Genomic DNA, 16,219 nt, shown 5'->3' on the forward strand with positions numbered 1-16,219 from the left:
GCGTTCAGGTTGGCATGCTCCACGGCGAGCGAATATCCGCCAGGAAGCGCTGCGCGCGCGGATGCTGCGGACGCTGGAAAAAGTCTTCCGGCGTGGCGCGCTCCAGCACCTGACCTTGGTCCATGAAGAGCACGCGATCGGCCACTTCACGCGCGAAGCCCATTTCGTGCGTCACGCACACCATGGTCATGCCGTCGCGCGCGAGGTTCTTCATCACCTGCAGCACCTCGTTCACCATTTCGGGGTCGAGCGCGGAGGTGGGTTCGTCAAACAGCATCACCGGCGGCTTCATCGCCAATGCGCGGGCAATCGCCACACGCTGCTGTTGGCCGCCCGACAGCTCGCTCGGGTAGGCATCTGCCTTGTGCGGCAGGCCCACGCGTTCGAGCAGGCTCATCGAAAAGTCCTTCGCCTCCTGCGGCAGCATGCGCTTGAGCCGCACCGGCGCCAGCGTGCAGTTCTGCATCACTGTCAGGTGCGGAAACAGGTTGAACTGCTGGAACACGAAGCCGATGCCGCTGCGCAGGTCGTTCACGTCCACGCCGCGTGCATGCACGTCGTGCCCGTTGACGGTGATGCGGCCTTTCTGAATCGCTTCGAGCCGGTTGAGCGTACGGATGAGCGTGGATTTGCCCGAGCCCGACGGCCCGCACACCACCACCACTTCGCCTTTGGCAACGGTTTCATTGACGTCGACCAGCGCGTGGTAATCGCCATACCACTTGTCGACGTGTTCGATCGTGATCATGTTCATGGTTTGGATGGGGCGCGCGCTGCAAGGCGCCGCTCCAGATAGAACGCCACGCGCGTCAGGCTGAAACACATGACGAAGTAGCTGATGCCGAGCAGGCCATACACCTCGGCCGATTTGACCATCACGGCCGTGCTGATTTGCCCCGCCACAAACGACACTTCGGGCAGGCTGATGATGTAGCCCAGCGAGGTCTCCTTAATGGTCGACACCAACTGATTGACCAGCGACGGCAGCATGTTGCGCAGTGCCTGCGGCAGGATCACCAGCCGCATCGCCTGCATGTACGACAGGCCGAGCGAGCGGGCTGTCTCCATCTGCCCGCGCGGCAAGCCCTGGATGCCGGCGCGCACGATCTCCGCCAGGTAGGCGCCGTCAAAGATGACCAGCGCGGTCAGCATGGTGCTGAACTGATCCGTGCGGTGCCCGGTGATTGTAGGGAGCAGAAAATACGCCCAGAAGATCACCATCAGCAGCGGCGTGCCGCGTACCACGTAGACCAGCGCGGTGGCCGGCCAGCGCAGCACGGCAATCGGGCTGACGCGGCACAGGCCGAGGAGGATGCCCACCGGCAGCGCGAGCACGAGCCCGGCCGATGCCAGCAGGAACGTCAGCGCCAGACCACCCAGCGGCCCGTTCGGGTACTGGCCGATCAGGTAATAGATGCCGTAGGTTTGAATGAGATCGAGCATGGCTACAGCGTCCGCACAGGGTAGCGATGCTGATACCAGGCCGAGAACACCGTGATCGCAATCGAGATGGTCAGATAGGCGGCGGTGGCAAAGGCAAATGCCTCAAAGCCGCGGAAGGTGGCGCTCTCCACCTGCTGCGCTTGGTACATCAGCTCGGCCACGCCGATGACCATGGCGATGCTCGAGTTCTTCCACAGATTCAACGTTTGACTGACCAGCGGCGGTACGGTCACGCGCAGCGATTGCGGCAGGATCACCAGCCGCATCGCCTGCAGGAACGAGAGGCCCAGCGCGCGGCTGGCTTCAAGCTGTTCCTTCGGGATGGAGCGGATGCCGCTGCGGATGTCTTCCGCCATATAGGCGGCGGTGTAGAGCACCAGCGCGATCACGGCGCTCGCGGCCTCGTAGTTCATGCTGTAGAGCCAGTCCCGGATGAACTCCGGCAGGATCTGCGGCGCGCCGAAATACCAGAACAGCATGTGGGCGAGCAGCGGCACGTTGCGGATGGCCTCGACGAAGGTCTGGCCGATGCCGCGTAGCGGAGCAGCCGGCGCCAGGCGCAGCAGCGCAACCACGATGGCAAGCGGCAGCGCCAGCACGAAGGCCAGCACCGAGAGCTTGATCGACAGGAGAAAACCGCTGACAAGCCACTGGTGATACTGCCCCGAGAGCAGCATCGACAAATCAAATTGGGGCATGGGGATTCACCGCCCGGACGCTGGTACTGACCCGGTCCGGGCGGCCCGACTTGTTGTTAATCGATCTTGTCGGTCGAGATCTTGAAGGTGCGCTCCGGGAAGGCCATCTTGGTCTTCGGGCCGAACCACTTGTCGAACAGCTTCTGCGCTTCGCCGCTCTTTTCCATGCCGAGCAGCACGTCGTCGACCTGCTTCTTGAAGGCCGGTTCACCCTTGCGGATGCCCAGTGCCAGATGTTCGGTCGACAGGTTCTGCGGCAGCAGTGCGTAGTCCTTGGCGGCCGGGCCCATCTTGGCCATGTTGCCGATCAGCGTGGTTTCGTCGTTCACGTAGGCGACGCCCTTGCCTTGTTGCAGGGCCAGCAGCGCCTGCGGGCTGTTGTCGAAGGAGACGACGTCGGCGTTCTTGATGGCCTTGGCAATGTTGGCTTCCATGGTCGAACCCTTGACCGTCAGGAGCTTCTTGCCATCGAGCTGGGAGAGCGACGTGATGCCGCTGCTCTTCTTCACCATGGCCTTCTGGCCGGTGATGAAGGTGGAGACCGAGAAATCAATCTGCGCCTCGCGCTCCTTGTTGTGCGTGAGCGAGGCGGCCAGCAGGTCGACGCGGCCTTGCTGCAGCTCGGGCAGGCGCGCGGCCACGGCCAGTTGCTTGAGCACCGGCTTCACGCCCAGGCTCTTGGCCACGGCGTCGCACATGTCGACGTCATAGCCGACGATCTCGCGGCTCATCGGGTCCTTCAGGAAGCTGAACGGCTCGTCGGTGCCGAGCACGCCGCAGACGAGTTCGCCTTTCTTCTTGATGTCGGTAACCTGGTCGGCATGGGCGGTGGTGGCGATCAGGGTGGCAGCGGCCAGGACGGCAGCGCCGGCACATTGCGTCAGACGTCGGGTTGTTTTCATCGAGTTTTCCTCCTTGACGACTTGGGTGAATGACAGCGTGTGAAGTCAGAACGACCGCGAGCATACAGGCGCATCGCCTGTTTGGCTGCTCGCTAACCGGATAACCATATGAAGCTGGTGGAAGAGCAGAGCGCCCCACTATAGCCCATGCCAGACTGGCGCCGGCTTGACGAAGCGGACGGAGTCGAGCGGGTCGCGCGAGGCTGGGATTGCACGGGGTGGTGCGTAGACAAGGTAGCGCGGCAGGGTGGAGCACTGGGGTTGTCTGCCATTAATGACATGGCAGTCCCAGCCGCTCCATCAGGAGATTCCCGGGGCGCTCCGGGCTGAGCCGGGCGTTTTACAGCGTGCCGCAGATGGTCTCGTTGATGGGCACGTCGCCGACCGTCTCGTGATCATTGCCCCGATAGCGATAGACCAGGCTCAGGCCCAGGCGCGTCAGGATGCGCACGTCGCCGTTATTGCAGATGTTCTTCTGCAGGATCGGCACGAAGTTCAGCCGGAACCCCTGCGATGCCGCCGAATGCGCCGCGTAGTTCGTCAGCGTGATGACGAACATGAGGTTCTTCTTCTGCGCCAGCGTGCATTGCACCAGGGCCGTTTCCCGGTCGAGCGGAACGGGGGTGTAGCGGTTGATTTCAGCGCAGGCCTGGGTGAGGGCGCGGTCGGTATTGCGCGCAGGCCCGGTGAGGGCAGGTACGCCGGCCGCTGCGGTACTGCGACCTGTGGCGGCGCCCACCAGCATGCGTGCCAATGGCGTCATCCCCTGCAGCGCAGTCACTGCGGCAGCCGGAAGCGATTGCGCCCAGGCGGGGCAGGCCAACAGGGGCAGGGCACACGCCAGGATGCGCGCAGCGACTGCTTGCCGGTGCTGGCGACCTTTCACATCCAAACCGGTGCGAATGGCGGTGTGTTGAGTCACAGACATCCTCTTTGCCCACGGAGCCACAATTTTATTGAAAAAACGGCTGGGATGCGAGGCGCGCAGCACACTTGAACGTTCGGGCTTTCACCCAGATCAATCGCTCAGGTCCGCACGCGCACCATTGCCGAGATGCGCTCCGCCGCCTGCTGCAACGGTCCGAGAAACTGTTTCGTCATCTGTTTGGCGGAGGTCCGGTTGGCCTGCCCGCTGATGTTCATGGCGGCGATGATGTCGCCTGCACGGTTGCGGATCGGCGCGGACAACGAGATCAGCCCCTCCTCCAATTCCTGGTCGACCAGCGCCCAGCCCTGTTGGCGCACGCCTGCAATCACGTCCTTCAGCGCGTCGACCTCGGTAATGGTGCGCTGCGTGCGGGGGCGGCGATCCGACTCCCGCAGCACCACGTCGAGCTGGTCTTCGGGCAGGCCTGACAGCAGCATGCGGCCCATCGATGTGCAAAACGCCGGCAGGCGGCTGCCGACCGACAGGTTCAGCGCGATGATCTTCTGTGTGGGCACGCGCAGCACGTAGACGATTTCTGTGCCATCCAGTACCGAGGCCGAGCAACTTTCATGCACCGTTTGCACGAGTTCTTCCATGACCGGCTCGGCGAGGTTCCAGAACGGCATGGAGGTCAGATAGGCGAAACCCAGGTCAAGGATCTTGGGGGTGAGGCGGAACAGGCGGCCTTCAAAGCTGACATAGCCGAGGCTGACCAGTGTGAGCAGGATGCGGCGGGCGCCGGCGCGCGTGAGGCCGGTGGCTTCGGCCACTTCGGACAGCGTCTGCTCAGGGCGCTCCGCGTTGAACGCGCGGATGACGGACAGCCCCCGCGCAAAGGACTGGACGTAGGAATCGCTGGGTTTTTCGGTGGGGAGTTCGGCAGCAGACATGCAAAAGAGGCGAAAGCGATGCAGTGGACTCAAGCCTACTGGCATTCCCTCGGTTTCGCTACTCGAACAGGAAATCGCCATGCGCACGCCTTGACACTGCCGGAGGTGGGGCGTAAATTAGTTCTTGGATCGAACGTGTGTTCGCATATAGAACATTGCGCGAACGAAAGCACGGAAAGAAAAGCATAGGCGGACCGCAAAGACCTGTGTCGATCCAGTCGTCAAACAGGAGACTCGCAGGCCGTCTTTCGCGGCTGGGCTCGCTTACGGCCCCGCGATGCTCCGAGCGGCGCCAGGCCATCCAGGCCCCCGCGCCCCCAGCCGGAGAAAGTACGTGATCAACAAGATCTGTCCGTCCGTGGAGGCCGCGCTGGCCGATATCCCCGACGGTGCCACCATCATGATCGGCGGGTTTGGTACCGCTGGCATGCCGTCTGAGCTCATCGACGGGCTCATCGCGCACGGCGCACGAGAACTCACCATCATCAACAACAACGCCGGCAACGGCGAAACCGGCTTGGCCGCGCTGCTCAAGGCGCGGCGCGTGCGCAAGATCGTGTGCTCGTTCCCGCGCCAGGCCGATTCGTACGTGTTCGACGCGCTCTACCGCGCGGGCGATATCGAGCTGGAACTCGTGCCGCAGGGCAACCTGGCAGAGCGCATCCGCGCCGCAGGTGCCGGTATTGGCGGGTTCTTCTGCCCGACCGCGTACGGCACACAATTGGCCGAAGGTAAGGAAACGCGCATCATCGACGGCAAACCGTATGTGTTTGAGCTGCCGCTGACCGCCGACTACGCACTCATCAAGGCGCTGCGTGCAGACCGCTGGGGCAACCTCGTCTACCGCAAGACCGCTCGCAACTTCGGCCCGGTGATGGCCATGGCAGCCAAGTGCACCATTGCGCAAGTCAGTGAGACGGTGGAACTGGGCGAGCTGGACCCCGAGCACATCGTCACGCCGGGAATCTTCGTCAAGCGCGTCGTGCAGCTCGGCACCGCAGCGCAAGCCAAGGAGGCCGCATGAGCGCCGAAGCCACCACCAAGATTCAGCGCTGGACGCGCGATCAGATCGCCACGCGCGTGGCGCGCGATATTCCCGACGGTTCGATCGTCAACCTGGGGATTGGCCTGCCGACGCTGGTGGCCAACCAGTTGCCGGCTGACCGCGAGATCATCCTGCACACGGAAAACGGCCTGCTGGGCATGGGCCCCGCGCCCGCTGCCGGCGAGGAGGACGAAGACCTCATCAACGCCGGCAAGCAGCCGGTCACCGTCAAGCCCGGCGCATCGTTCTTCCATCATGCAGATTCGTTTGCCATGATGCGGGGCGGCCATCTCGATTATTGCGTGCTGGGTGCCTTCCAGGTGTCGGCTACGGGCGATCTGGCCAACTGGCACACTGGCGCACCGGACGCGATTCCCGCCGTGGGCGGCGCGATGGACTTGGCCATCGGCGCCAAGCGCGTTTTTGTGATGATGGAACACCAAACCAAGCAGGGCGACAGCAAGATTGTGCAGTCGTGCACGTATCCGCTGACGGGCATCGGCTGTGTCGATACCATCTACACCGATCTCGCCGTGATCGACATCACGCCCGAAGGGCTGGTAGTGCGCGAGATGGCCGAGGGCCTGGATTTCGATACGCTGCAGACGCTGACGGCCGCGCCGCTGCGTCGCTCATAAAATCATTGCTGGAGACGGACACACCATGACGCAAGCCTTTATCTGCGACGCCATTCGCACCCCCATTGGCCGATACGGCGGCAGCCTGTCCGCCGTGCGGGCGGACGACCTGGGCGCCGTGCCGCTCAAGGCGCTGATGGCGCGCAACCCGCAGGTCGACTGGTCCGCCATCGACGACGTCATCTACGGCTGCGCCAACCAGGCCGGTGAGGATAACCGCAACGTTGCACGCATGTCGTCGCTGCTGGCCGGGCTGCCCGATAGCGTGCCAGGTTCGACCATCAACCGCCTGTGCGGCTCGGGCATGGACGCCACGGGCACGGCGGCACGCGCGATCCGCGCGGGTGAAACGTCGCTGATGATCGCCGGCGGCGTGGAGAGCATGAGCCGCGCGCCGTTCGTGGTCGGCAAGGCCACCAGCGCGTTCTCACGCGAGGCGTCCATCCAGGACACCACCATCGGCTGGCGCTTCGTCAACCCGCTGATGAAGGCGCAGTACGGTGTCGACTCGATGCCCGAAACCGCCGAGAACGTCGCCACCGACTACAACATCAACCGCGAAGACCAGGACCGCTTCGCGCTGCGCAGCCAGGCCAGCGCCGCACGTGCGCAGGAAGACGGCACGCTCGCGCAGGAAATCACCTCGGTCACGATCCCGCAGAAGAAGGGCGATGCGATTGTCGTGAGCCGCGACGAGCATCCGCGCGCGACCACCATGGAAGCGCTTGCCAAGCTCAAGGGCGTGGTGCGCCCGGACGGCACCGTCACCGCGGGCAATGCGTCGGGCGTGAACGATGGCGCTTGCGCACTGTTGCTCGCCAACGAAGAATCGGCCAAGCGCTTTGGCCTGACGCCGCGTGCGCGCATCGTCGGCATGGCCACGGCTGGCGTGCCGCCGCGCGTGATGGGTATCGGCCCGGCACCGGCTTCGCAAAAGCTGCTGAAGCAACTCGGCCTGACGATTGATCAGATGGATGTGATCGAGTTGAACGAGGCATTTGCCGCTCAGGGTTTGGCGGTGATGCGCCAGCTTGGTCTGCGCGACGATGACCCGCGCGTCAACCCGAATGGCGGCGCGATCGCGCTCGGCCATCCGCTCGGTATGAGCGGTGCACGCCTGGTGACGACGGCGATGTACCAGTTGCACCGCACCGGCGGCCGCTATGCGTTGTGCACGATGTGCATCGGCGTCGGCCAGGGCATTGCACTGATCATTGAGCGCGTTTGATCCGGCCATGACCAGCGGATTGCTCGATCGCGCTTTCTCCACGCCGGCCATGCTGGCGGTGTGGTCCGATGCGGCTACCGTGCGCGCGATGCTCGACGTGGAGGCGGCGCTTGCACAGGCCGAAGGTGCGGTCGGCGTGATTCCGGCGGAAGCCGTTGCACCGATTCGCGCGGTGTGCGCCAAGGTCACGCTTGATCTGGTTGCACTTGGCAACGCCGCGGCCAGTGCGGGCAATCTCGCCATTCCGCTGGTCAAGCAGCTGACCGCCGCCGTCGCGCAGCACGATGAAAACGCAGCGCGCTACGTACATTGGGGTGCAACGAGCCAGGACATCATCGATACCGGCCTGATGCTGCAGTGGCGGCAGTCGGCCGCGTTGATCGAGGCGGATTTGCAGAAGCTCGCCGATGCGCTGGCCGCACTCGCGCAACGCCATCGCAATACGCCGATGGTGGCGCGTACGTGGTTGCAGCAAGCCTTGCCGACCACGTTCGGGCGCAAGGTTGCAGGGTGGCTGGAAGCGGTGCATCGCGCGCAGGATCGATTTGCCGCGTTGCGTGCGCATGCGCCAGCGCTGCAGTTTGGTGGCGCGGCTGGCACGTTGGCCAGCCTCGGCGAACACGCGCGTGCAGTCGCCCAAGCGCTCGCACACGAACTGGATTTGCCATTGCCGACGCTGTCTTGGCATGGCGAGCAGGACCGCGTGGCTGACATCGGTACGACGCTCGCATTGCTCGTCGGTACGCTCGGGCACTTCGCGCGCGATCTTTCGCTGATGATGCAGACGGAGGTGGGCGAAGTCGCCGAGCCCTCGGGTGCAGGCAAGGGCGGCTCTTCCACCATGCCGCACAAGCGCAACCCGGTCGGCTGCGCAACGGTGCTGGCTGCCGCCACGCGTATGCCGGGGCTCGCCGGCACGTTGCTGTCTGCACTGCCGCAGGAGCACGAGCGCGCGCTCGGCGGCTGGCAAGCGCAGTGGGCAACGCTGCGCGAAATGATATGCCTTGCCGCGGGCGCGCTCGACCGCATGCGCGACATCATCGAGGGCTTGCAGGTCGATGCCGCGCGCATGCGCGTGAACCTTGATCTGACGCACGGTCTGATCCTGGGTGAAGCCGTGATGCTCGCGCTCGGCGCAGACCTTGGCCGCCTGCAGGCGCACCATGTGGTTGAGGCTGCGAGCCGCAAGGCTGTGCAAGAGAACAAAACGCTGCACGACGTTTTAGCGCAAGACGCCGACGTGCGGCGCATCTGGGGCAACGCCACGCCGCAACGGCTGAGCGCGCTGCTTGACCCCACCCACTATCTTGGCGACGCGGGCGCCGCTGTTGACCGCGTGCTCGCGGAACACGCCCGCCGTCACCCCTGAACACGCAGAACGCGAACCCACGGAGACACCATGCCCTGGCTCGAACACGATAACGTCCGCCTGTATCACGAATTCGACGATGGGCCTGCCACCGGCAAGCCGGTGCTGGTGCTGTCGAACTCGCTGGGCACCAACCTCGGCATGTGGGCGCCGCAGCTTGATGCGCTGCGCCAGCATTTCCGTCTGCTGCGCTATGACCAGCGTGGCCACGGCCAGTCGAGTGTGCCGGCTGCGCCGTTCGGCGTGGCGCAGCTTGGAGGCGATGTGCTCGCGCTGCTTGATCACTACGATATCGAGCTCGCGCTGTTCTGCGGCCTGTCGATGGGCGGGTTGACCGGTTTGTGGCTGGCCGCGTATCACGGCGAGCGCTTCCCGCGCATGGTGGTCACGAACACCGCCGCGCTGATCGGCACGCAGGAAAGCTGGAACACGCGCATTGCCCAGGTGGAGCACGGCGGTATGGCAAGCATCACCGAAACGGTGCTGGAGCGCTGGTTCACGCAGGGCTACCGCGACGCCAACGCCAGCCGCGTCGACATCGTCAAGGCGATGCTGCTGTCCACACCGGATGCCGGCTACAACGGCAACTGTGCTGCCATCCGCGACGCAGATCTGCGCGCGCAACTGCCGAACATCCGCGTGCCGATGCTGGTGATTGGCGGCACCCACGATATCTCTACGCCTGCTGCGCAAACCAAGCGCATCGCCGAGGGTGTACCGGGTGCGCAATACGTTGAGCTTTCTGCCGGTCACCTTGCCAACTGGGAGCAGGCCGACGGCTATACCGAAGCACTGGTCAGCTTCCTGACCACGGGTGTCGCACGCGAGGTGTCCCATGGATGATCGCGAACGCTACGCCGCCGGCATGCAGGTGCGCCGCGCTGTGCTGGGTGATGCCCACGTCGATCGAGCCAACGCCGCGCAGACCGAGTTGACTGCACCGTTCCAAGACCTCATCACCCGCTATGCCTGGGGCGAAATCTGGACGCGCCCCGGCTTGCCGCGCCACACGCGTAGCCTGCTGACGATCGCGATGATGGTCGCGCTGGGCCGCGACGGTGAGCTGCGCCTTCACCTGCGTGCTGCTTCCAACAACGGCGTGACCCGCGACGAGATTCAGGAGACGCTGCTGCAAACCGCCATCTACTGCGGCGTGCCGGCAGCCAACCATGCCTTCCACCTCGCGCAGACAGTGTTTGCCGAGATGGACGCGGAGGCCGCCGACAAGACGTAACCCTTCGTCTCGGGAGAGACGCCACGCAACACACCGGGCAAACTGGCCGCCGAGCCGGAAACCCAAGGAGGAGACCCATGCTGAGCGCATTGGGTGTGTTGTTTGACGGGCTGGCCTACGGCAGCCTGCTGTTCCTGATCAGCATCGGTCTGTCGGTCACGATGGGCCTGATGAACTTCATCAACCTCGCGCACGGGGCGTTCGCCATGGCGGGCGGCTATGTGTGCGTGGTGCTGATGAACCGCCTCGGCGTGCCGTTTCTGGCGACGCTGCCCATTGCTTTCCTTGTCACCGCAGGCATTGGTTTTGTGCTGGAGCGCACGCTGTACCGGCGGCTCTATCGTGCGAGCCCGTTGGATCAAGTGCTGTTTTCCATTGCGCTTGTTTTCATGGCCATGGCAGGTGCGACGTACATATGGGGGCCGTCGCAGCAACCCGTTGAGTTGCCCGAGATGCTGCGCGGGCAGTTGCGGGTGTTCGACGGATTGGAAGTCGGGCGCTATCGGCTGTTCCTGATTGGTATCGTGATCATCCTGACGGCGTTGCTGGCCTGGCTGATCGAGCGCACGCGTTTTGGCGCGCAGGTGCGGGCGTCGGTGGACAACCAGCAGGCGTCCGCCGGGTTGGGCATCAACGTGAGTTTGGTGTTCTCCGTGACGTTTGCGCTGGGCTCCGGGCTGGCGGGGTTGGGCGGCGGGCTGGGCATCGATGTGCTGGGGCTCGATCCGGGGTTCCCAATCAAGTACATGGTGTACTTCCTGCTGGTGGTGGCGGTGGGCGGCGCGGGTTCCATCAAGGGGACGTTGCTGGCGGCGGTGGTGCTCGGCGTGTTTGACGTGGCGGGCAAGTATTACGTGCCGGAGATCGGCGCGTTCGTCATTTACGGGTTGATGGTGGTGCTGCTCGTGCTCTTTCCGAGTGGCTTGCTGGGGAGGCGCGCATGAGCATGCTGCAGCAATTGATGCGCGCCACACAGCCGGCTGAGCCACTGCAGACGCATGGGTTGCCCGATGCGCGCTGGTCGCTGTGGGAGATCGCGTTCTGGTGCGTGCCCATCGCGGTCTTCTTCTTCCTTCCTGATTACCTTGTCTTCGGCAGCCAGGTGCTGATCGTAGGGTTGTTTGCGTTGTCGCTGGATTTGGTGCTCGGCTATGCGGGCATCGTGTCGCTCGGGCACGCGGGCTTCTTCGGGCTGGGCGCTTATACGGCAGGGCTGTTGGCCGCGCATGGCTGGGGCGAGCCCCTGACCGGCCTTGCTGCTGGGGCACTTGTCGCCGCGCTTGCCGGTTTCTGCGTGAGCTTCCTTGTGGTGCGCGGGCAAGACCTGACGCGCTTGATGGTCACCCTCGGTATCGGCCTGATGCTGTACGAAGCGGCCAACAAGATGGCGTTTCTGACCGGCGGGGTCGATGGCCTCTCTGGCGTGACGATGAGCAACTTGCTCGGCACCTTCGCGTTCGATCTGGAAGGGCGCACGGCCTACGTCTATAGCCTCGTCGTGCTGTTCCTGGTGTTTATGCTGCTGCGCCGCCTGGTGCGTTCGCCGTTCGGGCTGTCGTTGCGGGGCATCCAGCAAGGTCCGAAACGCATGCCGGCCATCGGTGCGGATGTGCGCATGCGGCTGGTGGCGGCGTTCACCGTGAGCGCGGCGATTGCCGGCGTGGCTGGCGGCCTGCTCGCCCAGACCACGCAGTTTGTCGGGCTGGATTCGCTGGGCTTTTCGCGCTCCGCCGAGCTGTTGATCATGCTGGTGCTCGGCGGCGCAGGGCGGCTGTACGGCGCGTTGATCGGCGCGGCAGTGTTCATGGCGGCGCAGGATGTGCTGGCCGGCATCAACCCGGTCTACTGGCAGTTCTGGATTGGCCTGTTGCTCATGGTAATCGTGCTGTTTGCGCGTGGCGGCATCCTGGGCGGGTTGGAGGCTGCTGTCTCCGCAGTCAAGGCCAAGCGTGCACGTAAGGGAGATGCCGCATGAGTGCGCCAGCGATGCACCCTACGCCAGCGCTCAGCACGCGCGGTCTGTCCAAGCGCTGGGGCGGTTTCCACGCCAATTCCGACATTTCGCTTTCGTTCGCGCCCGGCGCGCGCCATGCGCTGATCGGCCCGAACGGGGCAGGCAAGACGACCTTCATCAACCTGCTGACCGGCGCCTTTGCGCCCACCTCTGGCCAGGTGCTGCTGGGCGATGAGGACATCACGCGCGTGCCCGCACACCAGCGCGTCAAACGCGGCATCACGCGCACGTTCCAGATCAACACGCTGTTTCCCGGGCTGACGGTGCTGGAGTCGGTGATGCTCGCCGTCTTCGAGCGCACGGGCGCGTCGTGGCACTGGCATCGGACTGTCGCATCGCACAAGGAGGCGCGCGATGAAGCGATGGCCCTGCTATGTCGCCTGCAGCTTGGCGCCGATGCGTTGTCGCCCACGCACGCGTTGCCCTACGGCAAACAGCGCCTGGTGGAGATTGCCCTGGCGCTGGCGACGCAGCCGCGCATCCTGCTGCTCGACGAGCCCGCCGCCGGCATTCCGGCCGGGGAGAGCGCCGAACTTTTCGAAGTGATCGCCAGCCTGCCGCGCGACATCACCATCCTCTTCATCGAGCACGACATGAACCTCGTCTTCCGCTTTGCCGAGCGGATCAGCGTGCTGGTGGCCGGACGCGTGCTGACCGAAGGCACGCCGCACGAAATCGTCGCCGACCCGCGCGTGCGAGAGGTCTATCTCGGGGAAGCCGAACATGCCTGAGTTGCTCTCGTTCGAAAACGTGACCGCCGGCTATGGCAATGCTGTCGTGCTGGATGATGTGTCGTTTGCGCTGGAGGCAGGCGGCAGCCTCGCGCTACTGGGCCGCAACGGCGTCGGCAAGACCACGCTGCTGAGCACGCTGATGGGCTTTACGCGCATGCACGGCGGACGCATCCGCTGGCAAGGCACGGACATCGCCAAGGTGGCCCCGCATCGTCGGGCACGGGCCGGGCTCGGCTGGGTGCCGCAGGAGCGGTGGATGTTTCCCTCGCTGACGGTGGAAGAGCATCTGACTGCCGTAGCAAGGCCCGGTGCGTGGGATGTCGCGCGTGTCTACCAGACGTTTCCGCGTCTGCAGGAGCGGCGCCGCAATCTCGGCAACCAGCTCTCGGGCGGCGAGCAGCAGATGGTTGCGATCGCCCGGGCGCTGATGACGAATCCCGCACTGCTGTTGCTCGATGAACCGATGGAAGGGCTCGCGCCGATCATCGTGCAGGAGCTGGGCCGCGCCATCCGCGCGCTGGTCGACGAGGGCGGCATGGCGGTGATCGTGGTGGAGCAGCACGCGCGTCTGGCGCTGCAATTGACGCAGCAGGCGCTGGTGCTCGATCGCGGTCGCATCGTGCACGCATCGACCAGTGCGGACTTGCTGGCCGATGCGCCACTGCTGCAACGGCTTGTGTCCGTTGCGTAAGCGCTTTATTTGCCCGGATCCTTCACGTCGGCAAATTTGTCGAACTCGACGTTGTACAGCGCGTTGCCGACCTTCTCCACCTTGCGGATGTAGACGGTCTGCACCACGTCACGCGTGGCGGGGTCGATGGTGATCGGCCCGCGCGGGCTGTCGATCTTCATGCCCTTGAAGGCGGCCATCGCCTTGTCCCCGTCGATCTTGCCGCCGAGTTTGTTGATCACGTCGTAGATCGCGCCGATGCCGTCATACGCAGCCACCGCCATGAAGTTGGGCCGTCCGCCGTCCGGATTGGCATCGGCAAAGGCCTTCAGGAATGTCTTGTTCTGCGGCGAGTCATGCGCAGCCGAGTAGTGGAACGACGTGATGACGCCCAACGTCGAATCGCCCATGGCGGGCAACACGTGGTCATCGGTCAGGTCGCCCGTAGCGATGACCTTGATGCCGGCCTGCGCCAGCCCGCGCTCGCGGAAGCCCTTCATGAATGCCACGCCCTGTTCGCCAGCCGGCAGGAAAACGAACACGGCCTGCGGCTTGGTGTCCTTCACGCGCTGAATGAACGGGGCGAACTCCGGATTGCGCAACGGTACGCGCACCGCTTCTACCACCTGGCCGCCACCTGCGGTGAAGGTCTGCTTGAATGCGTTTTCCGCGTCGACGCCGGGCGCGTAATCGGCCACCACGGTCGCCACCTGCTTGATGCCGTTTTTCAGCGCCCACGAGGCGATCGGCGCAGAGATCTGCGGCAGCGTCATCGACACGCGCGTCACATAGTCCGACTTGGTGGTGATCGACGATGACGCCGCGTTGAAGATCACCATCGGCTTCTTCGCCTGCTGCGCAATGGGTGCGACGGCCAGGGCTTCGGGCGTCAAGCCGAAACCGGCGAGAAAGTCCACCTTGTCGCGGACCACCAGTTCCTGTGCAAGCCGCTTGGCGACGTCCGGCGCAGGGCCGGTCGTGTCCTTCATGATGATCTGCACCTGCCGCCCGCCAGCCGTTGTGCCGTGCAGTTTCTGATACGCCTTGATGCCGCCTTCCATCTGCTTGCCGTAGTCGGCAAAGGGGCCGGAGAAGGGCGCAATCAGGCCGATCTTGATCGGCTCGTCCGCAAAGGCGGGCAGGCAGGTCATCAGCGCACCAGCAACGGCGCTCAACAGCAGGGCACGACGTTTCATGAAGGTCTCCAAAGGTTGATCGGCAAGCGTGGGCCGAGCAAAACCACATCGGCGTCGCCTGCGCGTGGCGACGATCCTAAAGGCTTCGTGTTCGCATTGCAATCGAGTACTCGCCTATCGAACATGCGGCACGCTGTCGCTATTTCGTGTGCTTGCGCTTGGCAGGTGGGTGCCCGGGCTCGCGCCATTCGTCCGCCTCGTCGTTGAACAGCGATGACACCAGCGCGCGAAACCACTGGCTGCGCGCATCGTTGTGAAACTTGCGGTGCCAGTGCTGCTTGAGGTCGAAGCTCGGCAACTCCAGCGGCGGCTCCATCACGCAGATGTTGGCGTGCGATTGCATGAACGACAGCCCCACGGCATGCGGCACCGTCGCAATCAAATCTGTGCGCGCGAGGATGAACGGAATGCTCATGAAATGCGGCGTGAGCAGAGCCGGCGTGCGGCGGATGCGCTTGCGTTCCAGGAAGCGCTCGTACAGCTCCTGGCTGCGGCCTTCTGCGCGGACCACGGCGTGGCCGTATTCCAGGAACTGCGCCATCGAAAGCTTTGTGTTGCCACCGCGCGTAACGGGGTGATCCGCCCGCACGATGCAGGTGAAGTAATGCGTGAACAGCCGCTGCTGGAAGAAATTGTTCTTCTTCAGATCGGGAAAGTAGCCGACCGCCAGATCGAGTGAGCCCGTCTCCAGCGCGCGCTCAATCTGCGCCGGCGGCAGCGAGACGGATTGCACCGACGCCCGCGGCGCCTCGCGCGCCATCGCTTCGACGATGCGGGGCAGGAACACCATCTCGCCCACATCCGATAGCGAGATCGAGAACGTATGCGTAGTCGTGGCCGGATCAAACGCGTTGGTTTCGAGAATGCCTTGCTGCACGCGCATCAGCACATCGCGTGCAGCAGGGATGAGCGCCAGCGCGCGCGGCGTCGGCTCCATGCCGCGCGAGGTCCGCACGAACAGCGGGTCATCGAACGCGGCGCGCAGCTTGCCCAACGCCGTGCTCACACCCGGCTGGCTCATACCGAGTTGCTGCGCCGCCATGCTCACGCTGCGCGCGTCGTGCAGCGCCAGCAGGATCGGCAACAGGTTCAGATCAAAGTCGGGCAGGGTGGACATGGGCGAACCACTATCTGAATGGGCGATAAAGTTTATCGCCAATATTGCATTGTGCGATATCAAGATGCGCGCCAACAATGGTTGCCAGAACGATTCCAATCCATTCGGAGACA

18 protein-coding genes are annotated in these 16,219 nt (G+C 64.3%); 10 read left to right on the forward strand and 8 right to left on the reverse strand.

The genetic code is table 11. The annotated features are described in order from the left end of the window. Positions 1–4: 4 nt before the first annotated feature. From ACN9M1_RS04185 to ACN9M1_RS04210, 6 genes are all read right to left on the reverse strand, one after another. Positions 5–754, reverse strand: coding sequence for an amino acid ABC transporter ATP-binding protein (locus ACN9M1_RS04185; protein WP_426397647.1), 750 nt, complete (start codon positions 752–754; stop codon positions 5–7). Next, positions 751–1,443 (reverse strand): amino acid ABC transporter permease, encoded by a 693-nt coding sequence (locus ACN9M1_RS04190; protein WP_426397649.1) that lies wholly within the window; start codon positions 1,441–1,443, stop codon positions 751–753. Before ACN9M1_RS04190 ends, ACN9M1_RS04185 begins: the two co-directional genes overlap by 4 nt. Positions 1,444–1,445: 2 nt before the next feature. Further along, positions 1,446–2,141, reverse strand: a complete 696-nt coding sequence (locus ACN9M1_RS04195) for an amino acid ABC transporter permease (RefSeq protein WP_426397651.1) — start codon at positions 2,139–2,141, stop codon at positions 1,446–1,448. 56 nt (positions 2,142–2,197) lie between these two features. After that, on the reverse strand, positions 2,198–3,043 hold the full coding sequence (locus ACN9M1_RS04200; RefSeq protein ID WP_426397653.1) for an ABC transporter substrate-binding protein: 846 nt from the start codon (positions 3,041–3,043) through the stop codon (positions 2,198–2,200). 340 nt (positions 3,044–3,383) lie between these two features. After that, complete coding sequence (locus ACN9M1_RS04205; RefSeq protein ID WP_426397655.1) at positions 3,384–3,971, reverse strand: hypothetical protein; 588 nt, start codon at positions 3,969–3,971, stop codon at positions 3,384–3,386. A gap of 98 nt (positions 3,972–4,069) precedes the next feature. Next, on the reverse strand, positions 4,070–4,861 hold the full coding sequence (locus ACN9M1_RS04210; protein WP_426397657.1) for an IclR family transcriptional regulator: 792 nt from the start codon (positions 4,859–4,861) through the stop codon (positions 4,070–4,072). 334 nt (positions 4,862–5,195) lie between these two features. Between ACN9M1_RS04210 and ACN9M1_RS04215 the strand changes: the two genes are divergently transcribed. The 10 genes from ACN9M1_RS04215 (at position 5,196) to ACN9M1_RS04260 (ending at position 13,814) form a co-directional block, all read left to right on the forward strand. Then, a complete protein-coding gene (locus ACN9M1_RS04215; RefSeq protein ID WP_426397659.1) occupies positions 5,196–5,885 on the forward strand; it encodes a 3-oxoacid CoA-transferase subunit A in 690 nt (229 codons plus the stop codon). Continuing rightward, positions 5,882–6,544 (forward strand): CoA transferase subunit B, encoded by a 663-nt coding sequence (locus ACN9M1_RS04220; RefSeq protein WP_426397661.1) that lies wholly within the window; start codon positions 5,882–5,884, stop codon positions 6,542–6,544. Before ACN9M1_RS04215 ends, ACN9M1_RS04220 begins: the two co-directional genes overlap by 4 nt. A 25-nt stretch (positions 6,545–6,569) precedes the next feature. Beyond that, on the forward strand, positions 6,570–7,772 hold the full coding sequence (gene pcaF / locus ACN9M1_RS04225) for a 3-oxoadipyl-CoA thiolase (RefSeq protein ID WP_426397663.1): 1,203 nt from the start codon (positions 6,570–6,572) through the stop codon (positions 7,770–7,772). Positions 7,773–7,779: 7 nt separating this feature from the next. Further along, positions 7,780–9,141, forward strand: coding sequence for a 3-carboxy-cis,cis-muconate cycloisomerase (locus tag ACN9M1_RS04230; protein ID WP_426397664.1), 1,362 nt, complete (start codon positions 7,780–7,782; stop codon positions 9,139–9,141). A gap of 30 nt (positions 9,142–9,171) precedes the next feature. Continuing rightward, the gene (pcaD, locus tag ACN9M1_RS04235) at positions 9,172–9,984 is read left to right on the forward strand and encodes a 3-oxoadipate enol-lactonase (protein WP_426397666.1); all 813 of its coding nucleotides are present in this window, start codon (positions 9,172–9,174) and stop codon (positions 9,982–9,984) included. Further along, entirely contained in the window at positions 9,977–10,375 is a 399-nt protein-coding gene (pcaC, locus tag ACN9M1_RS04240; protein WP_426397668.1) for a 4-carboxymuconolactone decarboxylase, read from the forward strand. The genes pcaD and pcaC overlap by 8 nt, the downstream gene beginning before the upstream one ends. A gap of 77 nt (positions 10,376–10,452) precedes the next feature. Next, positions 10,453–11,319 (forward strand): branched-chain amino acid ABC transporter permease, encoded by an 867-nt coding sequence (locus tag ACN9M1_RS04245; protein WP_426397669.1) that lies wholly within the window; start codon positions 10,453–10,455, stop codon positions 11,317–11,319. Then, complete coding sequence (locus ACN9M1_RS04250; RefSeq protein WP_426397671.1) at positions 11,316–12,350, forward strand: branched-chain amino acid ABC transporter permease; 1,035 nt, start codon at positions 11,316–11,318, stop codon at positions 12,348–12,350. The genes ACN9M1_RS04245 and ACN9M1_RS04250 overlap by 4 nt, the downstream gene beginning before the upstream one ends. After that, entirely contained in the window at positions 12,347–13,120 is a 774-nt protein-coding gene (locus tag ACN9M1_RS04255) for an ABC transporter ATP-binding protein (protein ID WP_426397672.1), read from the forward strand. Before ACN9M1_RS04250 ends, ACN9M1_RS04255 begins: the two co-directional genes overlap by 4 nt. Next, the gene (locus tag ACN9M1_RS04260) at positions 13,113–13,814 is read left to right on the forward strand and encodes an ABC transporter ATP-binding protein (protein WP_426397674.1); all 702 of its coding nucleotides are present in this window, start codon (positions 13,113–13,115) and stop codon (positions 13,812–13,814) included. The genes ACN9M1_RS04255 and ACN9M1_RS04260 overlap by 8 nt, the downstream gene beginning before the upstream one ends. A gap of 5 nt (positions 13,815–13,819) precedes the next feature. Here the strand turns inward: ACN9M1_RS04260 and ACN9M1_RS04265 are convergent, their stop codons facing one another. Continuing rightward, on the reverse strand, positions 13,820–14,989 hold the full coding sequence (locus tag ACN9M1_RS04265) for an ABC transporter substrate-binding protein (RefSeq protein WP_426397676.1): 1,170 nt from the start codon (positions 14,987–14,989) through the stop codon (positions 13,820–13,822). A 139-nt stretch (positions 14,990–15,128) separates the two neighbouring features. Then, the gene (locus tag ACN9M1_RS04270) at positions 15,129–16,106 is read right to left on the reverse strand and encodes a LysR family transcriptional regulator (protein WP_426397678.1); all 978 of its coding nucleotides are present in this window, start codon (positions 16,104–16,106) and stop codon (positions 15,129–15,131) included. Between the last annotated feature and the right edge of the window lie 113 nt (positions 16,107–16,219).

Source organism: Ralstonia sp. R-29 (assembly GCF_049913345.1).
Lineage (GTDB): Bacteria > Pseudomonadota > Gammaproteobacteria > Burkholderiales > Burkholderiaceae > Ralstonia.

Bases quoted from the DNA above. Each gene is read 5' to 3' on its own strand.
- ACN9M1_RS04185 (WP_426397647.1), bottom strand. From the start codon at position 754: ATGAACATGATCACGATCGAACACGTCGACAAGTGGTATGGCGATTAC.
- ACN9M1_RS04190 (WP_426397649.1), bottom strand. From the start codon at position 1,443: ATGCTCGATCTCATTCAAACCTACGGCATCTATTACCTGATCGGCCAG.
- ACN9M1_RS04195 (WP_426397651.1), bottom strand. From the start codon at position 2,141: ATGCCCCAATTTGATTTGTCGATGCTGCTCTCGGGGCAGTATCACCAG.
- ACN9M1_RS04200 (WP_426397653.1), bottom strand. From the start codon at position 3,043: ATGAAAACAACCCGACGTCTGACGCAATGTGCCGGCGCTGCCGTCCTG.
- ACN9M1_RS04205 (WP_426397655.1), bottom strand. From the start codon at position 3,971: ATGTCTGTGACTCAACACACCGCCATTCGCACCGGTTTGGATGTGAAA.
- ACN9M1_RS04210 (WP_426397657.1), bottom strand. From the start codon at position 4,861: ATGTCTGCTGCCGAACTCCCCACCGAAAAACCCAGCGATTCCTACGTC.
- ACN9M1_RS04220 (WP_426397661.1), top strand. From the start codon at position 5,882: ATGAGCGCCGAAGCCACCACCAAGATTCAGCGCTGGACGCGCGATCAG.
- pcaF (WP_426397663.1), top strand. From the start codon at position 6,570: ATGACGCAAGCCTTTATCTGCGACGCCATTCGCACCCCCATTGGCCGA.
- ACN9M1_RS04230 (WP_426397664.1), top strand. From the start codon at position 7,780: ATGACCAGCGGATTGCTCGATCGCGCTTTCTCCACGCCGGCCATGCTG.
- pcaD (WP_426397666.1), top strand. From the start codon at position 9,172: ATGCCCTGGCTCGAACACGATAACGTCCGCCTGTATCACGAATTCGAC.
- pcaC (WP_426397668.1), top strand. From the start codon at position 9,977: ATGGATGATCGCGAACGCTACGCCGCCGGCATGCAGGTGCGCCGCGCT.
- ACN9M1_RS04245 (WP_426397669.1), top strand. From the start codon at position 10,453: ATGCTGAGCGCATTGGGTGTGTTGTTTGACGGGCTGGCCTACGGCAGC.
- ACN9M1_RS04250 (WP_426397671.1), top strand. From the start codon at position 11,316: ATGAGCATGCTGCAGCAATTGATGCGCGCCACACAGCCGGCTGAGCCA.
- ACN9M1_RS04255 (WP_426397672.1), top strand. From the start codon at position 12,347: ATGAGTGCGCCAGCGATGCACCCTACGCCAGCGCTCAGCACGCGCGGT.
- ACN9M1_RS04260 (WP_426397674.1), top strand. From the start codon at position 13,113: ATGCCTGAGTTGCTCTCGTTCGAAAACGTGACCGCCGGCTATGGCAAT.
- ACN9M1_RS04265 (WP_426397676.1), bottom strand. From the start codon at position 14,989: ATGAAACGTCGTGCCCTGCTGTTGAGCGCCGTTGCTGGTGCGCTGATG.
- ACN9M1_RS04270 (WP_426397678.1), bottom strand. From the start codon at position 16,106: ATGTCCACCCTGCCCGACTTTGATCTGAACCTGTTGCCGATCCTGCTG.